Here is a 16689-nt window from a genome sequence, read left to right on the forward strand (position 1 = left end):
CCCGCTCCCCTACCCTACTCATGATCAATGATAACTAGCTATCAGTCCTCACACCCGCTATTTTGGACGCTACTGCGGTTTACTCTATTGTCATTTCAAGTAGCACCTTTTTACCAAGAAAGAGCTTCTGGCCTAGGCAGACTGCCTGCGAGAGGACCTAGGGACTGGGACACCTGCGGACAGCAGCATTGCGTGGAAACGCTGCGTCTTTGCCCACTCCGACTTCGGAGAAGATTGATGATAAATCATCTTTAAACGGCCGTTTCCCCGCATCCCACGAATGTGTATGACGCACCTTGCGATCCGCCACCTCGCGGGTTTACCGAAGCGATTGCCGCTGACACAGGCTAGGTTGATCCCAACCTGGCCGGTGCGCGAGCGCACCTCCGCGGCAACGGGAAAGGATGTCGTCATCCCAGGATGCTGCTGTGGCGGATGGAAAAGATCGATAACACCCTGGCCATTGCCCAACTGCAAGGCTTGAACACATGCGCAATAGGATTGGCCGACTTTGTATTACACCTCTCCCTCACACCCGCTTGACGCAGGTAGCACCCAGTCATACTATCCTTGCATAAGGAGATTGCCATGACTGTTAAATCTTCGATTTCCCTCAGTTCCGAGCAGCATGCCTTTGCCCGCGCGCAGGTCAGGGACGGCAGGTTCCCTTCTGTCAGCGCCGTCGTGCAGCACGGGTTGGAGTTGCTGCGTCAGAAATCCGAAGACGAAATGGCCGAGCGGGCTGCGTTGAGGGCCTTGCTGGAGGAGCGGGCCAAGGGCACTTTCATCGATGCGGCAACGATGCGCAGTCGTCTTGATGGCATGACAAAAGCACGTCGCCGCGCAGATCGTGATGCGGATTGAGTTTGCAGCCGAGGCCGAACGCGATTTTATCCTGATCTTCGACCATCTCGTCGACAGCTACATGGCGTTTGGCGAAAGCCGTACCGAGGCGTTGGACCGCGCGGAAGTCAGGCTGGCCGGAATACTTGACGATGCGACACGCATCGCCACGGCTCCGAAGCGCGGAAGCCCGCATGATGATCTGATGGCGGGCCTGCGGCAACTGACGCTGGGAAGTGCGACCTTCTGGTTCACGGTGGATGCCACAGAGCAGGTGGTGCGTGTTCTGGCTGTCTTCTTTGGGGCGCAGGATCAGCATCGGCGGATGTTGATCCGCTTGCTGGGACAGGAATAAGCAGGCGCCCTGCCCGACGATCCGGGATTCTGCTTGCCAAGAATAACGATTCTCGCTCATAGTCACGAAAATGCGCGGCAAAACGGCAAAATTCGTGAACACGGTGATGCGGGAGCAAAGAGCAGGCAGAGAACCGGATCAGGAAAACCTGAACACGGTCATTCGGCAACATTCCGAATGGCTGGCCAGCCAGTTGCATGCGCAGCGTGAAAACCTGTTTCCGCCAGACGCCCACAAGGCCATGCGCAAGTTCACCTCGGGCGAGGCCGCCGCGCTTCTGGACGTGAACGACAGCTATCTGCGGAAACTGCACCTGGACGGCAAGGGCCCCTCGCCCGAGATGACGGCGGGCAACCGCCGCATGTATTCCGTGCAGGACATCCAGGAACTGCGAGAGATGCTGGAAAAGACGGCGCGGAACGCCGGGGATTATCTGCCTGGCCGCCAGCCTGGCGACAAGCTGCAGATCATCGGGGTGATGAACTTCAAGGGCGGGTCCGGCAAGACGACAACCTCGGCCCATCTGGCGCAACGGCTGGCCTTGAAGGGCTATCGCGTGCTGGCCATCGATCTCGATCCGCAGGCATCCATGACGGCCTTGCACGGGGTGCAGCCGGAATATGACCTTCGGGACGGCGGGACGCTTTACGACGCGATCCGCTATGAAGACCCTGCCCCGATCCGCGAGGTGATCCGCAAGACCTATCTGCCGAATCTGGATCTGATCCCCGGCAACCTGGAACTGATGGAATTCGAGCATGAAACGCCCAGGGCCCTGGCGCAGGGCAATGCCGGGCTGTTCTTTTTCCGTGTCAAGGAGGCCTTGGCGCAGGTCGATCCCGATTACGATGTCGTGGTCATCGACTGTCCGCCGCAACTGGGCTTTCTGACGATGTCGGCCCTGTCGGCCGCGACGGGCGTTCTGGTCACGATCCACCCGGAAATGCTGGATGTCATGTCCATGAGCCAGTTCCTGCGGATGACGGCCGACCTGATGGACGTGATTGCGGAAAGCGGCGCGGACATGTCGCATGACTGGATGCGCTATCTGCTGACCCGTTACGAGCCGACGGACGCCCCCCAGAACCGGATCGTGGCCTTTCTGCGCACGATGTACGGAGACAAGGTGCTGAACGCGCCGATGTTGAAATCAACGGCCATCTCGGATGCGGGGCTGACGAAGCAGACCTTGTACGAGGTCGAGCGCTCGGCCTTCACGAGGTCCACCTATGATCGCGCGATCGAAAGCCTGAACGCGGTCAACGACGAAATTGCGCAACTGATCCAGCAGACCTGGGGGCGCAAATGAGTGACAGCAAGAAGCGTCGGATGTCGATGCTGGACAATCTGGCCCAGGGTGCGGCCGGTGCGCCCCCATCGATGATGTCGAACAATCGCGCGCTGCGTTCGGCGCGGGATGCTGTGGACGGCCACCGGATCTGGGAACTGGATCCGGATCAGATCATCGACGATCGGGCGGCCGACCGGATGGACCCGCAGGACGTGGCGGACCTTCGCGCCTCTATCGAAGCGGTGGGGCAGACCGTGCCCATCCTGGTTCGGCGGGATCCCTCGGACCCGGAACGCTATCTGCTGGTCTATGGACGCAGGCGTCTGGAGGCCGTGCGCGGATCGGACCATGTCACCAAGATCCGCGCAATGATCGCCTCGATGGATGACAGCGCCGCCATTCGCGCGCAGGCGTCCGAGAATACCGCCCGCCGTGAGCTGAGCTTCATCGAACGCGCGATGTTTGCCCGGCAACTGATCGAAAGCGGATTCGGCAGCCAGGCCCAGATCGCCGATATCCTGAACGTCACGAAGTCGGCAATTTCCATGGCGCTGACCATTGTCCGCAATGTCGGCCCGGATCTTGCTTTGGCTATCGGCCCTGCCCATGGCACCGGCCGTCCCCGTTGGGAGGCGCTCGCCACCGCACTGGCCGAGGCTGGCGCGGACCGCAGGGAACTGGTCGAGCTTGCAGCCAAGGTCAGGGCCCAGACCGATCCAGATGTTGCCGATCCTTCGGTTGCAGCGTTCGATGCGGTAACCCGGCGTTTACGAAAGATGACCACCCTGCCCCGCACGGCATCCGGGAATTCGAGCACGCTGACGATCAATGGCAGGCCCGTCGGCAAGGTCGTCAGAACCAAAACTGGAGTCCGGCTGGAGATCAGGACCGAGGACATGAAATTCGCAGAATGGCTGCAGTCCGAAGCAGCCGGCGCAATCGAGGAACTTCACGCCCGCTGGCAGAAGCGCGGCTGAGGACGAGACAGGTATAACAGCAAGGAGGCACGACCCAGCCAAAGAAAAGGTCCCGCAAAGCATGAAACCTTACGAGACCCTTTGATCGTAGCACATTAAAGGTAATCGCCGTTGGAAGTCTCTGCAAGTCCCTATGTGATTTGCAGCGCGGGATTTCTTTGTCTTCGTGAACGGATAATGACTTACCATGCCATAACGCCGTTCCGGCGACCGATGGATGCTGTCCGCATTCACCGTCACGCGACGCTGATGCAGCCCGCGCCGGGTGAAAGTGTCAGCAAGTGGGCCATCTTGCGCGACCTTGTGACCGGACGCGAAGCCTTTGGTGTCTCGGATCGTGACCTGACGGTCCTGCAGGCGCTTATCAGCTTCTATCCCGGCAATGATCTGGACGATCCTGCACGATTGATCGTTTACCCATCGAACGCGACCATCTGCGAACGGCTAAACGGAATGGCCTGTTCGACCATGCGACGCCATCTTGCCCGGCTTGTGGAGGCCGGCCTGATCCTGCGTAACGACAGTCCAAACGGAAAGCGTTACATGCGCCGTAGCGCCTTTGGCGAACAGCGCTTCGGCTTTGACCTGTCACCCTTATCGCAGCGTGCCGGTGAAATTCGGGCAGCGGCCCAGCGGGCGCGTGACACTGCCGCGATGATCGCAGATCTGCGCGGCGACATCAGCCTGATGCGGCGCGACGTGATCGGCCTTCTTGACCTGGCCGAAACCCAAGGAGGCGCCCTGCCCCGCAGCGGCCAGTATCGCGACCTTGTGGCTTTTGCAGCACGAACCCTTCGCCGACGGCTTGGCGTGGCGGAACTGTCTGCCTTGCGCTCTGAATTCGCCGCTGTCCTTCAGGATATACAGGCTGGCATCCCTGGGTGCCAAACAGACGATCCGAGCATCAAGAACGACCAAAATGAGCAGCACCATCAGAGATCAGATAAAGAAGACTCTGAATCTGAATGCATCGAAGAAAAGGGTGTTTGCTCTCCACGTTCCGGCCAACCCGAAAGCTTGACCTTGGCGGGCCTGATGTCCGCTTGCTCCGACATCGCCCAATTCAGCAGCCATGACATCAACGATTGGCCCAGTCTGATCCATGCCGCAGAACAGGTTCGCCCCCTGATGGGTATCGAGCCATCTGTCTGGTCCCGGGCGAAACAGGAGATGGGCGTAGCCAGCGCAGCAGCAGCGCTTGCGGCGATCCTGCAAAGGTTTTCGCAGATACGTTCGCCAGGAGCCTATCTGCAAGCCCTTGCCTCCAGGGCAGAGGCTGGCCAGTTCTCGATTGAGGGGATGATAGCAGCGCTTGCGCGTCGGACCGGACCCGAGTTCACAGCTGTGAACTGCTAGCCGTGTGTGGCAGGGTTTTGTCTGACCTGTGCAATCTCAGGTACTTCATGCTGCTGCCGACAACGCAGAGACCTGAAGCGGGTGTAGCCTGCTTCAGGTCTGGCCAGACAGGCAGGGTTTGCCTTTCAGGCCATCAATCCCACGTCGGCGCCAGCCCCTTCGGGTTGACGATGCGACCGTGGGCTTCAGCCAAGGCATGGATCGCAGCCATCTCCTCATCGCTCAACTCGAAGTCGAAGATGGCGAGGTTTTCGGGCAGGCGCTGTGTCTTGGCGGTCTTGTTCAGCGTGACGACGCCGGGCTGCTGCACCTGCCACCGCAGGGCCACCTGCGCGGCCGTCTTGCCATGGCGGGCGCCGATCTCGGCCAGGGTCAGGTCGGTGGCGGATTTGCCGTCGGCCATCGCGTAATAGCCGGTCACGGACATGCCCAGGTCACGCGCGGCGCCCAAGACCGCAGTCTGGTCCAGCCAGGGGTGGTATTCGACCTGATTGGTCACCAGCGAGGCCTCGCTGATCGCAGCCGCTTCGCGCATCTGGGCCGAGGAATAGTTCGAGATGCCGATATGACGCGTCATCCCCGCGGCACGAGCCTTGTTCAGGCCTTCGATCTGCACCGCGCGCGGAACATCGCTGCCGCCGGGCCAGTGCAGCAGCAGAAGATCGACATGGTCGGTGCCAAGCCGGCGCAGGCTGTCCTCGACCGAAGGGATGAAATCGGCGGGGGCGAATTTGTCCACCCAGACCTTCGTGGTCAGGAAGATGTCGGCGCGCGCAATGCCCGAGGCGGCGATGGCGGCACCCACGGCGGCCTCGTTGCCATAGATCTGGGCGGTATCGACATGGCGGAAGCCCAACCGCAGGGCCTGCGGCAGAACATCGGCAACCTCGCGGTCGTCCATGCGGAAGGTGCCGAAGCCAAGCGCGGGGATGCTGGCCCCGTTGGCGGTGACGTTGTGCATGATGGTCTCCTTTCAAGCAGCAAGTATGGCCTGCGGGCGGGCGCGGTCCAGTGCCGCGCTGCGCAGGGTCAGGATCAGGGCACCGGCGGCCAGCAGCCCGCCGACCCAGGGCGTAGCACCCAGGCCCAGCGGCGAGGCGACGACGATGCCGCCGATCCAGGCGCCAAGCGCGATCCCCAGGTTGAAGGCGGCGATGTTGAAGGCCGAGGCGACATCCACGGAACCGGGCCGTTCGGCCTGCGCCAGCTGCACGACGTAAAGCTGCAGCCCCGGCACATTGGCGAAGGACAGGAAGCCCAGGGTCGTCAGGGTCGCGAGTGCCAGCACCGGATGGGGCGCGGTGAAGGTGAACAGCACCAGGACGACCGCCTGCAGCGCGAACAGCCGGATCAGCGCGCGCGCCGGATCATGGTTGGCGATGCGTCCGCCCAGCAGGTTGCCCGCTGCGATGGCCAGACCATAGAGCACCAGGATCAGGCTGATCGTGCCTGCGGCAAAGCCGGTGATGCGTTCCAGGATGACAGCCAGATAGGTGAAGGTCACGAAGGTGCCGCCATAGCCAAGCGCAGTCATCGCATAGACCAGCAGCAGCCGTCCGCTGGTCAGGAATCCAAGCTGGTCCTTCAGCGGCGCGGCGGCAGGCCGCGCGATGGTGGAAGGCAGCAGCAGCGCGATCCCGGCTAGGGCAATCGTCCCCAGCAGGCTGACGGCCCAGAAGGTCGCGCGCCAGCCGAAGGCCTGGCCGATCAGCGTGCCCAGCGGAACGCCCGTCACGATGGCCAGGGTCAGGCCCATGAACATCATGGCAATGGCCGAGGCGCGCTTGTCGGGCGCGACAAGGCTGGCGGCAATCGTCGCCCCGACCGAGAAGAACACGCCATGGGCAAAGGCCGACAGCACGCGCCCGACCAGCAGGGCCGCATAGGACGGGCTGAGCGCGGCGACCGCGTTGCCCAGGATGAACAGGCCCATGAGGCCCAGCAGCAGGGGCTTGCGAGGCAGCCGCGCCGTCAGCGCGGTCAGGACCGGCGCTCCGAAGGTCACGCCAAGCGCATAGACGCTGACGATCAGGCCGGCCAGCGGCAGGTCGATGGAAAGGTCGCTTGCGACCGTGGGCAGCAAGCCGACGATCACGAACTCGGTCGTGCCGATCGCATAGGCCGCGATCGTCAGCGCGCGAAGGGCAGGGGGCACGGAGGTTTCCTTCTTCTTTGGTCGGTGTGGAGATGTCCCCGGTTTGGTCCCTTGATAATCCTACCGAATGGCGAAATGCTTGTGCATGGGACGCAAAGGTGGCGCATGGACAACCGGCTGGCGGACATGGAGGTCTTCACACGCGTCATCGCGACCGGAAGCTTCTCGGCGGCGGCGCGGCAGCTTGGGCAGACCCCCTCGGCCGTAAGCCGCGCCGTCACCCGGCTGGAGGATCGGCTGCGGGTGCGGCTGCTGGTCCGCTCGACCCGCAGCCTGACGCCCACCCCCGAAGGCGAGGCCTATCTGGCCGAGGCGCGCGCCCTGCTGGACCAGCTGGAGGACATGGAAGGCCGCATCGCGCAGCGCGCCCGCACGCCGCGCGGTCTGCTGCGCGTCAGCGCCACGGTGGGCTTCGGCGCCATGGTGGTCGTGCCCCTGGTGCCGGGGTTCCTGGAGGCTTACCCCCAGGTCGAGCTGGACCTGACGCTGAGCGATGCGGTGGTCGATCTTTGGCAGGAACGCACGGATATCGCGCTGCGGTCAGGGCGGCTCAAATCATCGGCGCTGAAGGCGCGGCGGCTGGCGGCCATGCGGCGGGTGGTGGTGGCAAGCCCGGATTACCTGGCGCGAAGGGGCATTCCCCGCGTTCCGGCGGATCTCGAAGGACATGCCTGCCTGCGCTACAACTTCATGGCGCCCGAATGGCCCTTCCATGATCCCCGGACCGGCGAGCGCATCCTGCAGCCGGTTCGCGGCCCCCTGGCGGCCAGCGACGGAACGATCCTGCGGCAAGCCTGCCTTGCCGGGCTGGGCCTGATGTGGTCGGGCGACGCGGTCATTGCCGGGGATATTGCCAAGGGCCGGCTGGTCGAGGTTCTGCCAGACTTCGCCGACCCCGAGCCGGAAACCATCCACGCCGTCTTTGCGGGTCATCCGCACCTGGCCACCCGCATCAGGGCCTTTGTCGATTACCTGCAGGCAAATATCGGGAAAAGGATGCCAGGGAAGGAGCGGGAGCCATGGCAGGATGAGCGTGGCTGATGCGCAGCCGCCGTAAAGCCGCGCGCGCGACCCCGGCAGTTGCTGCCCGCCCGAATGCAATCATGAATGCCCGATCCTGTGGTTGCGGTCCATCCTGTGCTTGACAGAAGACCTCACCACGGCCCCATAACGCATGCCACACAGGAGGCGGGGATGCAGCGAAAACGGGTGACCTTGGAGGAGATTGCGCAGGCCGCCGGTGTGTCGCGCGCAACGGTGTCCCTTGTCGTGCGGAAATCGCCCTTGGTCGCCGAACATACCCGCGAGAGGGTCGAGCGGATCATGGCGGAAATGGACTATGTCCGCGACATCGGCGCGGCGCGGTTGCGCAACAATTCCAGCCGCACGGTGGGCGTCGTCGTGCCCAATCTGGTGAATTCGTTTTTCACGGAATTCCTTTCGGGCGTCGAGGAGGTGATGGCCCAGGACGACCGGGTCGTCCTGCTGGCCAACAGCCACGACGATCCGTGGCGGCAGGAGGAGATCCTGCAGCGGTTCCGCGGACACGGGGTCGATGGGATCATCCTGTGCCCCGCCGTGGGCACGGGACTGGAACTGCCGGGCCGGATCGCCGGGTGGGGGATGGCGGTGGTGCAGGCCCTGCGCGAGATCGGGCCGCCCACCGATTTCGCAGGGGCGGATTACATCGCGGCGGTCGGGCTGGCGATGCGGCATCTGGTCGAACAGGGACGCAGGCGCGTGGCCTTTCTGTCGGTCACCGCCCGAACCTCGGCACGAGAGGAGCGGCTGGCGGGCTTTGCGCGGGCGCTGGCTGAAACCGGGGCAGGGGACGCGGGGATTGTCGAGGCCGACCTGACTTGGGAAGGCGCGGCGCAGTCGGCGGCCCGGATCCTGGCCCTGGACACGCGCCCCGATGCGGTGCTGTGCTTCAACGACGTGCTTGCTGCGGGACTGATGGCCGGGCTGCGCCGCGCGGGCTGCGAGCCTGGGCGCGATCTGGCGGTGGTCGGACTGGACGATCTGCCGCTGGCGGAACTGACCTATCCGCCCCTGACCAGCGTTGCCATGGATCCCCCCGGCATCGGGCGCAGGGCCGCCCGTCTTCTGTCCCGCAGGCTGGCCGACGCCGGTGCCCCCCCCGAACGCGCCATCGTCGCCCCCCGCCTGATCGTCAGGGACAGCAGCCCACAAAAGGTTTGACACAGGCGCGTTTTGATTTTAGATCGTTCTAAATAGGGAACAAGACGCATCCGCACGGGAGGGCAGATGTATCAGTTCAATTTCGGGCCTGTCTTCGAGAACCTCGACCTGCTGCTCCATGGCGCATGGCTGACGGTGCGGCTGTCGTTTTTGGCGATGATCCTTGGCCTGGTCGTGTCGCTGCTGGGCGCGGTCGCCAAGACCTCGGGCCTGCGGCCGCTGCGCTGGTTGGTGGATGTCTATGTCGAGGTCATCCGCAACACCCCGTTCCTGATCCAGATATTCTTCATCTTTTTCGGCCTGCCCGCCGTGGGCATCTCGATGGCGCCGAACACCGCCGCACTGGTGGCCCTGGTGGTCAATGTCGGCGCCTATGGGACCGAGATCATCCGCGCCGGCATCGAGTCGATCCCCAAGGGCCAGATCGAGGCCGGGCGCGCGCTTGGCCTCAGTTCGCTCAACATCTTCCGATATGTCGTCGTGGTGCCCGCGCTGCGCAACATCTATCCGGCGCTGACCAGCCAGTTCATCTACCTGATGCTGACCTCCAGCGTGGTGTCGGTGATCTCGGCCAATGACCTTGCCTCGGCAGGGGCCGACCTGAACGCGCGTACCTTCGCCAGCTTCGAGATCTATCTGGTCCTGACGGTGATGTATTTCCTGCTGGCGCTTGGGTTTTCGACGCTGTTCGGCGCGATCCGCCGCCTGTTCTTCACCTATCCTGCGAGCCGCTGACATGATCCGCGAATTCTCGTCCGCCGATGTGATGTTCATCGTCCTGGCCGTCCGCTGGACGCTGATCCTGTCGGCGGTGGCCTTTCTGGGCGGTGCCCTGGGCGGGCTGCTGATCGCGCTGGCGCGCACCTCGGCCAGCAAGGCGCTGCGCCACGTCTCTGCCGGGTTCATCCAGGTGTTCCAGGGCACGCCGCTGCTGATGCAGCTTTTCCTGGTCTATTTCGGGTTGGCGGTCATCGGCCTGCCGATCGACCCGCTGCTGGCCGCCGCCGTCGCGCTGACCCTGCACGCCAGCGCCTATCTGGGCGAAATCTGGCGCGGCAGCATCGAGGCCGTGCCCGGCGGCCAGACCGAGGCCGCGACCGCGCTGGCGCTGTCCTATCCCCACCGGATGCGGCATGTCGTGCTGCCGCAGGCGATGCGGATCGCGACGGCGCCGACGGTCGGCTTCCTGGTGCAGCTGATCAAGGGCACCTCGCTGGCCTCGATCATCGGCTTTACCGAACTGACGCGCGCCGGCCAGATCATCAACAACGCCACCTTCAGGCCGTTCCTGGTCTTCGGGACCGTGGCCGTGCTGTATTTCGTCCTGTGCTGGCCCCTGTCGCTGATGGCCCGCAGGCTGGAGGCGCGGATGCGCCTTGCCGTTACCCGCTGAATTTCAAGGAGGAGAAACCATGAAGCTCAACCGTCGCCTGTTCACCGCCCTTGCCGCATCCACGCTGGCGATCGGTCTTGCCGGGCCGTCAGCCGCCGCCGATCTGGCCGCGATCGAAAGCGCCGGAACCATCAAGATCGGCATGCTGGTCGATTTCCCGCCCTTCGGCATCCAGGACGCCTCGGGCAAGCCGGACGGCTATGACGCCGACGTGGCCAAGGCCCTGGCGGAATCGCTGGGCGTCCAGGCGCAGATCGTCCCCGTGACGGGGCCGAACCGGATCCCCTATCTGCTGTCGGGCCAGGTGGACGTGCTTGTCGCATCCTTGGGCATTACCGAGGAACGCGCCCAGAAGGTCGATTTCTCAACCCCTTATGCGGGCATCAGCATCGCGGTCTACGGGGCCACCGGCACGGATGTCACGGAGCCTGCCGATCTGGCGGGACAGACCATCGCCGTCGCCCGCGCCTCGACCCAGGACACCGGCGTGACCGAGGTCGCGCCCGAGGGCACGGAAATCCGCCGGTTCGACGACGATGCCAGCGCGGTGCAGGCGCTGCTGTCGGGGCAGGTGTCGCTGATCGGGCTGTCGAACGTCGTGTTCCTGCAGGTGGACAAGGTCGCGGCCGGCAAGTTCGACAAGAAGTTCGACCTGTCCAGCCAGGTGCAGGGCATCGCGGTCGCACCGGGATCGGATGCGCTGCTGGAAAAGGTGAACGCCTTTGTCCAGACCGCCCGCACCGATGGCACGTTGGACGAAATCCACCAGAAATGGCTGGGCGAGCCGCTGCCGGACTTCGTCAAGAGCGCCGAATAAACGGGGGCAGCCCGGTCCCGGTGGCCGGGCAGTTTCTTGCAGGGAGCAGGATCATGACCGAAGACGCCGTCATCATGCGCGCCGTCAACAAGTACTATGGCGGATTTCACGCCCTGGTCGATATCGACCTGACGGTGCGACGGGGCGAACGCATCGTCATCTGCGGCCCGTCCGGGTCCGGCAAGTCCACGCTGATCCGCACGATCAACCAGCTTGAGGCGATCCAGTCGGGCACCATCGTCGTGGACGGGGTCGAGCTGACGGCGGGCGGCGGCAATGTCGCCAAGGTGCGCCAGGATGTCGGCATGGTGTTCCAGAACTTCAACCTGTTCCCGCACATGACCGTGCTGGAAAACTGCGTCCTGTCGCCCATGAAGACGCGCAGGATCCCGCGCGCCGAGGCCGAGGCGACCGCGCGGCACTACCTGGAACGCGTCAGGATCCCCGAACAGGCCGACAAGTATCCCGCGCAGCTTTCGGGCGGCCAGCAGCAGCGCGTGGCCATCGCCCGCGCGCTGTGCATGAAGCCTCGGATCATGCTCTTCGACGAACCCACCTCGGCCCTTGACCCGGAAATGGTCAAGGAGGTTCTGGACACGATGATCGACCTTGCGCGCGAGGGAATGACCATGCTCTGCGTCACGCACGAGATGGAATTCGCCCGCGCCGTCGCCGACCGGGTGATCTTCATGGACAAGGGCGTGATCGTCGAACAGGGCGCCCCGGACGAGTTCTTCGGCAACCCGAAGAACGAACGCCTGCGCAACTTCCTGGGGCAGATCGCATGACCCGGCCCCGCATCCTGTCGCTTGCCGACCTGAAGCCGCAGGACATGGCCCGGCGGCTGGAGGAGGACTATCACGTCCTGCGCGACATCGGCGGGGCCGCCGATGTCGAGGCCGTGGTGACGGCGGGCAATGTCGGCCTGTCCGCCGCGCAGATGGAACGCCTGCCCGCGCTGCGGCTGATCGCGGTGAACGGCGTCGGCGTCGATGCCGTCGATCTGGCCGAGGCCGCGCGGCGCGGCATCATCGTGACCACGACGCCGGATGTCCTGTCGCTGGCGGTGGCGGAAATGGCGCTGGCGCTGGCCCTTGCCGCAGGCCGGCAGGTTGTCCAGGGCGACCGCTTCGTCCGCGCGGGCGACTGGGGCAGGGGGGGCAAGCTGGGGCTTGGAACCTCGGTCCTTGAACGGCGGGCGGGGATCCTGGGATATGGCCGGATCGGGCGGCGGCTGGCCGACCTGCTGCGCGGGATGGGGATGGAGGTCAGCTATACGGCCCGGCGGCAAAGACCCGATGCGCCCGACAGCTTCCGCCCCGACGCGCTCAGCCTGGCGCGGGATTGCGAGCTGTTGTTCGTGACGGCGGCCGGTGGCGCCGAGACGCGCGGCTTGGTCGGCGCCGAGGTTCTGGCCGCCCTTGGCCCACAGGGGATCGTCGTGAACGTCGCCCGCGGACCGGTCGTGGATGCGGCGGCGCTGGCGGAGGCCTTGCGGTCGGGCGCGATCGCCGGGGCCGGACTGGACGTGTTCGACGATGAGCCGGACGTGCCCCAGCCCCTGCTGGATGCGCCGAACTGCGTGCTGACGCCGCATATCGGGTCGGCCACCGTTCAGGCGCGGCGGGCGATGGCGCAACTGGTGCTGGACAACCTGGCGGCCCATTTCGCGGGCAAGCCTCTGCCCACCCCCTACGAGGCTTAGGATGCGCGTCCTGTCCATAGGCGAGCCGCTGATCGAATTCACCGCGCGCGCCGATGCGCCATCGACCTTCGACAGGCGGGCAGGGGGCGACACGCTGAACACGGCGGTCTATCTGGCGCGGCTGACCGCGCCGGGAACCGTCGGCTATCTGTCCTGCCTTGGCGACGACCCCCACAGCCGATGGCTCCGCAGCCAGATCGAGGCCGAGGGGGTGGACACGGCCTTTCTGGCGGAAAGGGCGGGCGGGCGGCCCGGCCTTAGCTTCATTGCTACTGATCCCACCGGGGAACGCAGTTTCGCCTATTGGCGCGACCAGTCGCCGTTCCGCGACATGTTCCGCGACCCCGCCGACCACGCGGCGCTGGACAAGGCGGATACCCTGTTCCTGTCGGCGGTTGCGCTGGCGGTGCTGCACCCCGAGGGGCGCGAAGCGCTGCTCGGGTCATTGCAGGAACGGCGGGCGCAGGGGGCCAGCGTGGTGTTCGACACCAATTACCGCCCCGCCCTGTGGCCCGACGCCGCGACGGCGCGGCAGGTGATCGGGCGCGCGGCCGGGACCGCATCGCTGCTGCTGCCGTCATTCGACGACATGGCCGAATGCTTCGGCTGCGCCGATCCCGCCTCGGCCATCGCGGCCTTGCGGCGGATGGGGCAGGCAGAGATCATCCTGACCACGGGCGGCGCCGCGGTGCTGCGCTGCGCGGCGGGCGGGGACGTGGTCCATCGCCATGAGCTGCCCCCGGCCATCACCGCTCTGGATACCACGGGCGCAGGCGACAGCTTCAACGCAGGCCTGCTGGCCGCGCGCCTGGCGGGCCTGCCCCCGGGGCGGGCCATCGCAGTCGCCGCGCGTCTGGCCGCCGTGGTCGTGACCCATCCGGGCGCGATCATTCCCAAGGCTGCGATGCCCGATCTGGACCTGACGGAAACCCATCCATGACCGACGCTTTCGACGCCGCAGCGGCGGCCCGCGCGCTGTTGCAGGTCTGGGGTGGCGGCCCTCGTCCGGCGGGCCTGCCTGTATCGCCGCCGGATACCGCCGCCGCCTATGCGGTGCAGCGCGCCGTGATCCGGGATCTGGGCGGCGGGGCGTGGAAGATGGCGCTGCTGGCCGGGCAGGACCGGCACGCCGCCGCGCTGCCCGGCAGGCTTGTCGCGGCCTCGGGCAGCACGCTGGCGGCCCTTCCGCAAGACGCCTGCATCGAGGTCGAAACCGCGCTGATCCTGGGGGCCGACCTGCACCCCGGCGCCGGCCCGGCCGGGGCCATGGCCGCCATCGGAGAGGTCCGGCTGTGCTTCGAGATCGTTGCCTCGCGCTTTGCGGACCGAAGGGCGGTGCATCCGCTGGAGGCCATGGCCGACGCCTTCAGTTCAGGCGGCATCGTGCTGGGGGATGCCCTGGACAATTGGCGTGATGCCTTGGCGGGCTTGCTGGGCATCCGCCTGTGGCTGGACGATCAGCCGGTCCAGGCGCCCGAGACCCTGCAAAGCCTGGATGACGCGCTGTCTTTCCTGTCCTGGCTGGCAGGCCATGCGGCCGGGCAGGACATGCCCTTGCGCAAGGGCGACGTGATCATCACCGGCGCAAGGATCGGCCCGCTGCCGCTGAACAATGCAGGCAGTGCGCGGGCAAGCGCGGGCGGGGCAGGGGTGGCGGTGAACCTTGTCCCTTCGGTCCCGGGCTGACGGGGATCCGCGCCAGCCATGTCCCGGCGCCGCGCCGGTGTGCCGCAATGATGTCCCTGGCTCCGCCACGGCCCCCGATGGCAATCATCGCCTTCTGGCCCGCAATCCGGTGCCGGACACCGGCCCGCTGATGCCGATCCCTGCGGGAATTTCCGATTGACGCGGCTGACCGCATCAGCCCTGATCGCGCCATGCAGGATGTGACCGCCTCCTCTGCCGACCGACCGGGCACGCTCAAGCGCCTGGCCGAGACGATATCGGGCGTGGGCCTGGTCCTGGGGGCGCTGTTCATGGCGGCGTCGCTGACGCCCAGCCTGATCCCGCGAAGCGAGGGCGTGCAGGGGGTGCTTGCCGGGATCTGCTTTGCGGCAGGCTATGGCGTCGCGGTGCTGCTGCGCTGGATCTGGGTCACGCTGGACCTGCCGCTGATCCGGGGCAGGCTGGGCCGCCGCCTTCTGCTGGCCTCGACCAGCGTCGCGGCAGTGATCGTCGCCTCGTTCCTGTGGCGGGCGGCGGACTGGCAGAATTCGATCCGCACCGTCATGGGAATGGAGCCCGCGCCCCCCGAACTGCCGTTGATGATCGGCACCTACGCGCTGGCTGTGGCTGCGGTCCTGCTGACGCTGAGCAAGCTGGTCGCCCTGTTCCTGCGCCGCCTGACCCAGCGGATCGAACGCGTGGTGCCGCGCCGTGCCGCCCATCTGCTGGGCCTGATCGTCGGTGGGTTGCTGTTGTGGTCGCTGGCCAATGGCGTGCTGATCAGCGGCTTCATCCGCACCGCCGACACATCGGCCCGTGCCCTTGACGCGGTGATCCCGCCCGACATCCAGCCGCCCGCCGATCCCCTGCGCACCGGCAGCCCCGCATCCCTTGTGGCTTGGGAGGATCTGGGCCGCGAGGGGCGCAACTACATCGCCGCCACCCCCATGGCGGGCGATATCGCCGCCGTCACCGGCGGCCCGGCCCTGCAACCCCTGCGCACCTATGTCGGCCTGAACGCCGCCGAAACGGCTGACGAACGCGCCGCCCTGGCCGTGGCCGAGCTGGACCGGATCGGCGGCTTCGGCCGGTCGATCCTGGTGGTCGCCATGCCCACCGGCACCGGCTGGCTGGACCCGGCCGCGATGACCACGCTGGAATACCTCCATCGCGGCGACGTGGCGACGGTGGCGTTGCAATATTCATACCTGCAAAGCTGGATCTCGCTGCTGGTCGAGCCGGAATATTCGGCCGAGGCCGGGCGCGCGCTGTTCAGCGCCGTGCGCCGCCATTGGCTGACCCTCCCGCCCGAGGCGCGGCCCAAGCTTTACCTCTACGGCCTCAGCCTCGGCGCCTACAGTTCCCAGCAATCCCTGCGCCTTTACGAGATGATCGACCAGCCTTTCGCGGGCGCGCTGTGGGTCGGCCCGCCCTTTGTCAGCCCGCTGTGGCAGACCCTGACGCGCGAACGCGACCCGGCCTCGCCCGAGTGGCTGCCGCGCATGGACCAGGGCCAGACGGTGCGTTTCACCGACGGGCGGCAGGGGCTGTCGGCGGGCGATGTCTGGGGCGGGATCCGCATCGTCTATCTGCAATATGCCAGCGACCCTGTCGTGTTCTTCAGCGCCGGATCGCTGCTGCGCCGTCCCGACTGGATGAATGCGCCGCGCGGCCCGGACGTGTCGCCCGAATTGCGATGGTATCCGATCGTCAGCTTTCTGCAACTGGCCTTCGACATGGCGGTGTCGCTGCATGTCCCGATGGGACACGGGCATCTTTACGCCTATACGGACCATGTGGCCCCCTGGATGGCCGTCACGCAGCCCGAAGGATGGGACCGGCAGGGACTTGAGCGCCTGCGTGCGCATCTCCTGGCGCTGCAGAGGCAGGCAGCCGACGGCTGAGGGGATCTCTGGCCGGGACAGTGGCG

General features: G+C 65.8%; 17 protein-coding genes. 15 read left to right on the plus strand and 2 right to left on the minus strand.

All coding sequences use genetic code 11. The annotated features are described in order from the left end of the window. Positions 1–588 precede the first annotated feature (588 nt). The 5 genes from AAIL68_RS14840 (at position 589) to repC (ending at position 4822) form a co-directional block, all read left to right on the plus strand. Entirely contained in the window at positions 589–864 is a 276-nt protein-coding gene (locus AAIL68_RS14840) for a type II toxin-antitoxin system ParD family antitoxin (protein ID WP_347140527.1), read from the plus strand. Beyond that, positions 854–1198, plus strand: a complete 345-nt coding sequence (locus tag AAIL68_RS14845; RefSeq protein ID WP_347140528.1) for a type II toxin-antitoxin system RelE/ParE family toxin — start codon at positions 854–856, stop codon at positions 1196–1198. Before AAIL68_RS14840 ends, AAIL68_RS14845 begins: the two co-directional genes overlap by 11 nt. 106 nt (positions 1199–1304) lie before the next feature. Continuing rightward, positions 1305–2507: a plasmid partitioning protein RepA gene (gene repA, locus AAIL68_RS14850; RefSeq protein ID WP_347140548.1), complete on the plus strand. Its 1203-nt coding sequence runs from the start codon at positions 1305–1307 to the stop codon at positions 2505–2507. Then, on the plus strand, positions 2504–3466 hold the full coding sequence (repB, locus tag AAIL68_RS14855; protein ID WP_347140529.1) for a plasmid partitioning protein RepB: 963 nt from the start codon (positions 2504–2506) through the stop codon (positions 3464–3466). Before repA ends, repB begins: the two co-directional genes overlap by 4 nt. Before the next feature lie 177 nt (positions 3467–3643). Beyond that, complete coding sequence (gene repC, locus AAIL68_RS14860; protein WP_347140530.1) at positions 3644–4822, plus strand: plasmid replication protein RepC; 1179 nt, start codon at positions 3644–3646, stop codon at positions 4820–4822. 133 nt (positions 4823–4955) lie between these two features. Here the strand turns inward: repC and AAIL68_RS14865 are convergent, their stop codons facing one another. Together AAIL68_RS14865 and AAIL68_RS14870 are read right to left on the minus strand one after the other, a co-directional pair. Next, entirely contained in the window at positions 4956–5783 is an 828-nt protein-coding gene (locus AAIL68_RS14865) for an aldo/keto reductase (RefSeq protein WP_347140531.1), read from the minus strand. A 12-nt stretch (positions 5784–5795) separates the two neighbouring features. Beyond that, the gene (locus AAIL68_RS14870) at positions 5796–6977 is read right to left on the minus strand and encodes an MFS transporter (protein WP_347140532.1); all 1182 of its coding nucleotides are present in this window, start codon (positions 6975–6977) and stop codon (positions 5796–5798) included. A 105-nt stretch (positions 6978–7082) separates the two neighbouring features. Between AAIL68_RS14870 and AAIL68_RS14875 the strand changes: the two genes are divergently transcribed. From AAIL68_RS14875 to AAIL68_RS14920, 10 genes are all read left to right on the plus strand, one after another. Next, positions 7083–8018: a LysR family transcriptional regulator gene (locus tag AAIL68_RS14875; RefSeq protein ID WP_347140533.1), complete on the plus strand. Its 936-nt coding sequence runs from the start codon at positions 7083–7085 to the stop codon at positions 8016–8018. Positions 8019–8171: 153 nt separating this feature from the next. Beyond that, entirely contained in the window at positions 8172–9179 is a 1008-nt protein-coding gene (locus AAIL68_RS14880; RefSeq protein WP_347140534.1) for a LacI family DNA-binding transcriptional regulator, read from the plus strand. Between the two features lie 66 nt (positions 9180–9245). Next, positions 9246–9914 carry an amino acid ABC transporter permease gene (locus AAIL68_RS14885; protein WP_347140535.1) on the plus strand — a complete coding sequence of 223 codons (669 nt, stop codon included), beginning with the start codon at positions 9246–9248 and terminating at the stop codon, positions 9912–9914. 4 nt (positions 9915–9918) lie between these two features. Next, the gene (locus AAIL68_RS14890; protein WP_347140549.1) at positions 9919–10572 is read left to right on the plus strand and encodes an amino acid ABC transporter permease; all 654 of its coding nucleotides are present in this window, start codon (positions 9919–9921) and stop codon (positions 10570–10572) included. 19 nt (positions 10573–10591) lie between these two features. Next, positions 10592–11389 (plus strand): transporter substrate-binding domain-containing protein, encoded by a 798-nt coding sequence (locus AAIL68_RS14895; RefSeq protein ID WP_347140536.1) that lies wholly within the window; start codon positions 10592–10594, stop codon positions 11387–11389. A 53-nt stretch (positions 11390–11442) separates the two neighbouring features. Next, entirely contained in the window at positions 11443–12177 is a 735-nt protein-coding gene (locus tag AAIL68_RS14900) for an amino acid ABC transporter ATP-binding protein (protein ID WP_347140537.1), read from the plus strand. Then, positions 12174–13094, plus strand: a complete 921-nt coding sequence (locus AAIL68_RS14905; RefSeq protein WP_347140538.1) for a 2-hydroxyacid dehydrogenase — start codon at positions 12174–12176, stop codon at positions 13092–13094. The genes AAIL68_RS14900 and AAIL68_RS14905 overlap by 4 nt, the downstream gene beginning before the upstream one ends. Position 13095: 1 nt before the next feature. Continuing rightward, the gene (locus tag AAIL68_RS14910; protein ID WP_347140539.1) at positions 13096–14034 is read left to right on the plus strand and encodes a sugar kinase; all 939 of its coding nucleotides are present in this window, start codon (positions 13096–13098) and stop codon (positions 14032–14034) included. Then, a complete protein-coding gene (locus tag AAIL68_RS14915) occupies positions 14031–14780 on the plus strand; it encodes a fumarylacetoacetate hydrolase family protein (protein WP_347140540.1) in 750 nt (249 codons plus the stop codon). The genes AAIL68_RS14910 and AAIL68_RS14915 overlap by 4 nt, the downstream gene beginning before the upstream one ends. A 191-nt stretch (positions 14781–14971) precedes the next feature. Beyond that, entirely contained in the window at positions 14972–16663 is a 1692-nt protein-coding gene (locus tag AAIL68_RS14920) for an alpha/beta-hydrolase family protein (RefSeq protein ID WP_347140541.1), read from the plus strand. The last annotated feature ends 26 nt before the right edge of the window (positions 16664–16689 follow it).

It is taken from the genome of Paracoccus sp. SSK6 (assembly GCF_039770665.1).
In the GTDB taxonomy this organism is placed as follows: Bacteria; Pseudomonadota; Alphaproteobacteria; order Rhodobacterales; family Rhodobacteraceae; genus Paracoccus.

Coding starts and splice junctions, on each gene's coding strand:
- AAIL68_RS14840 (WP_347140527.1), top strand. CDS start 589: ATGACTGTTAAATCTTCGATTTCCCTCAGTTCCGAGCAGCATGCCTTT.
- AAIL68_RS14845 (WP_347140528.1), top strand. CDS start 854: ATGCGGATTGAGTTTGCAGCCGAGGCCGAACGCGATTTTATCCTGATC.
- repA (WP_347140548.1), top strand. CDS start 1,305: ATGCGGGAGCAAAGAGCAGGCAGAGAACCGGATCAGGAAAACCTGAAC.
- repB (WP_347140529.1), top strand. CDS start 2,504: ATGAGTGACAGCAAGAAGCGTCGGATGTCGATGCTGGACAATCTGGCC.
- repC (WP_347140530.1), top strand. CDS start 3,644: ATGACTTACCATGCCATAACGCCGTTCCGGCGACCGATGGATGCTGTC.
- AAIL68_RS14865 (WP_347140531.1), bottom strand. CDS start 5,783: ATGCACAACGTCACCGCCAACGGGGCCAGCATCCCCGCGCTTGGCTTC.
- AAIL68_RS14875 (WP_347140533.1), top strand. CDS start 7,083: ATGGACAACCGGCTGGCGGACATGGAGGTCTTCACACGCGTCATCGCG.
- AAIL68_RS14880 (WP_347140534.1), top strand. CDS start 8,172: ATGCAGCGAAAACGGGTGACCTTGGAGGAGATTGCGCAGGCCGCCGGT.
- AAIL68_RS14885 (WP_347140535.1), top strand. CDS start 9,246: ATGTATCAGTTCAATTTCGGGCCTGTCTTCGAGAACCTCGACCTGCTG.
- AAIL68_RS14895 (WP_347140536.1), top strand. CDS start 10,592: ATGAAGCTCAACCGTCGCCTGTTCACCGCCCTTGCCGCATCCACGCTG.
- AAIL68_RS14900 (WP_347140537.1), top strand. CDS start 11,443: ATGACCGAAGACGCCGTCATCATGCGCGCCGTCAACAAGTACTATGGC.
- AAIL68_RS14905 (WP_347140538.1), top strand. CDS start 12,174: ATGACCCGGCCCCGCATCCTGTCGCTTGCCGACCTGAAGCCGCAGGAC.
- AAIL68_RS14910 (WP_347140539.1), top strand. CDS start 13,096: ATGCGCGTCCTGTCCATAGGCGAGCCGCTGATCGAATTCACCGCGCGC.
- AAIL68_RS14915 (WP_347140540.1), top strand. CDS start 14,031: ATGACCGACGCTTTCGACGCCGCAGCGGCGGCCCGCGCGCTGTTGCAG.
- AAIL68_RS14920 (WP_347140541.1), top strand. CDS start 14,972: ATGCAGGATGTGACCGCCTCCTCTGCCGACCGACCGGGCACGCTCAAG.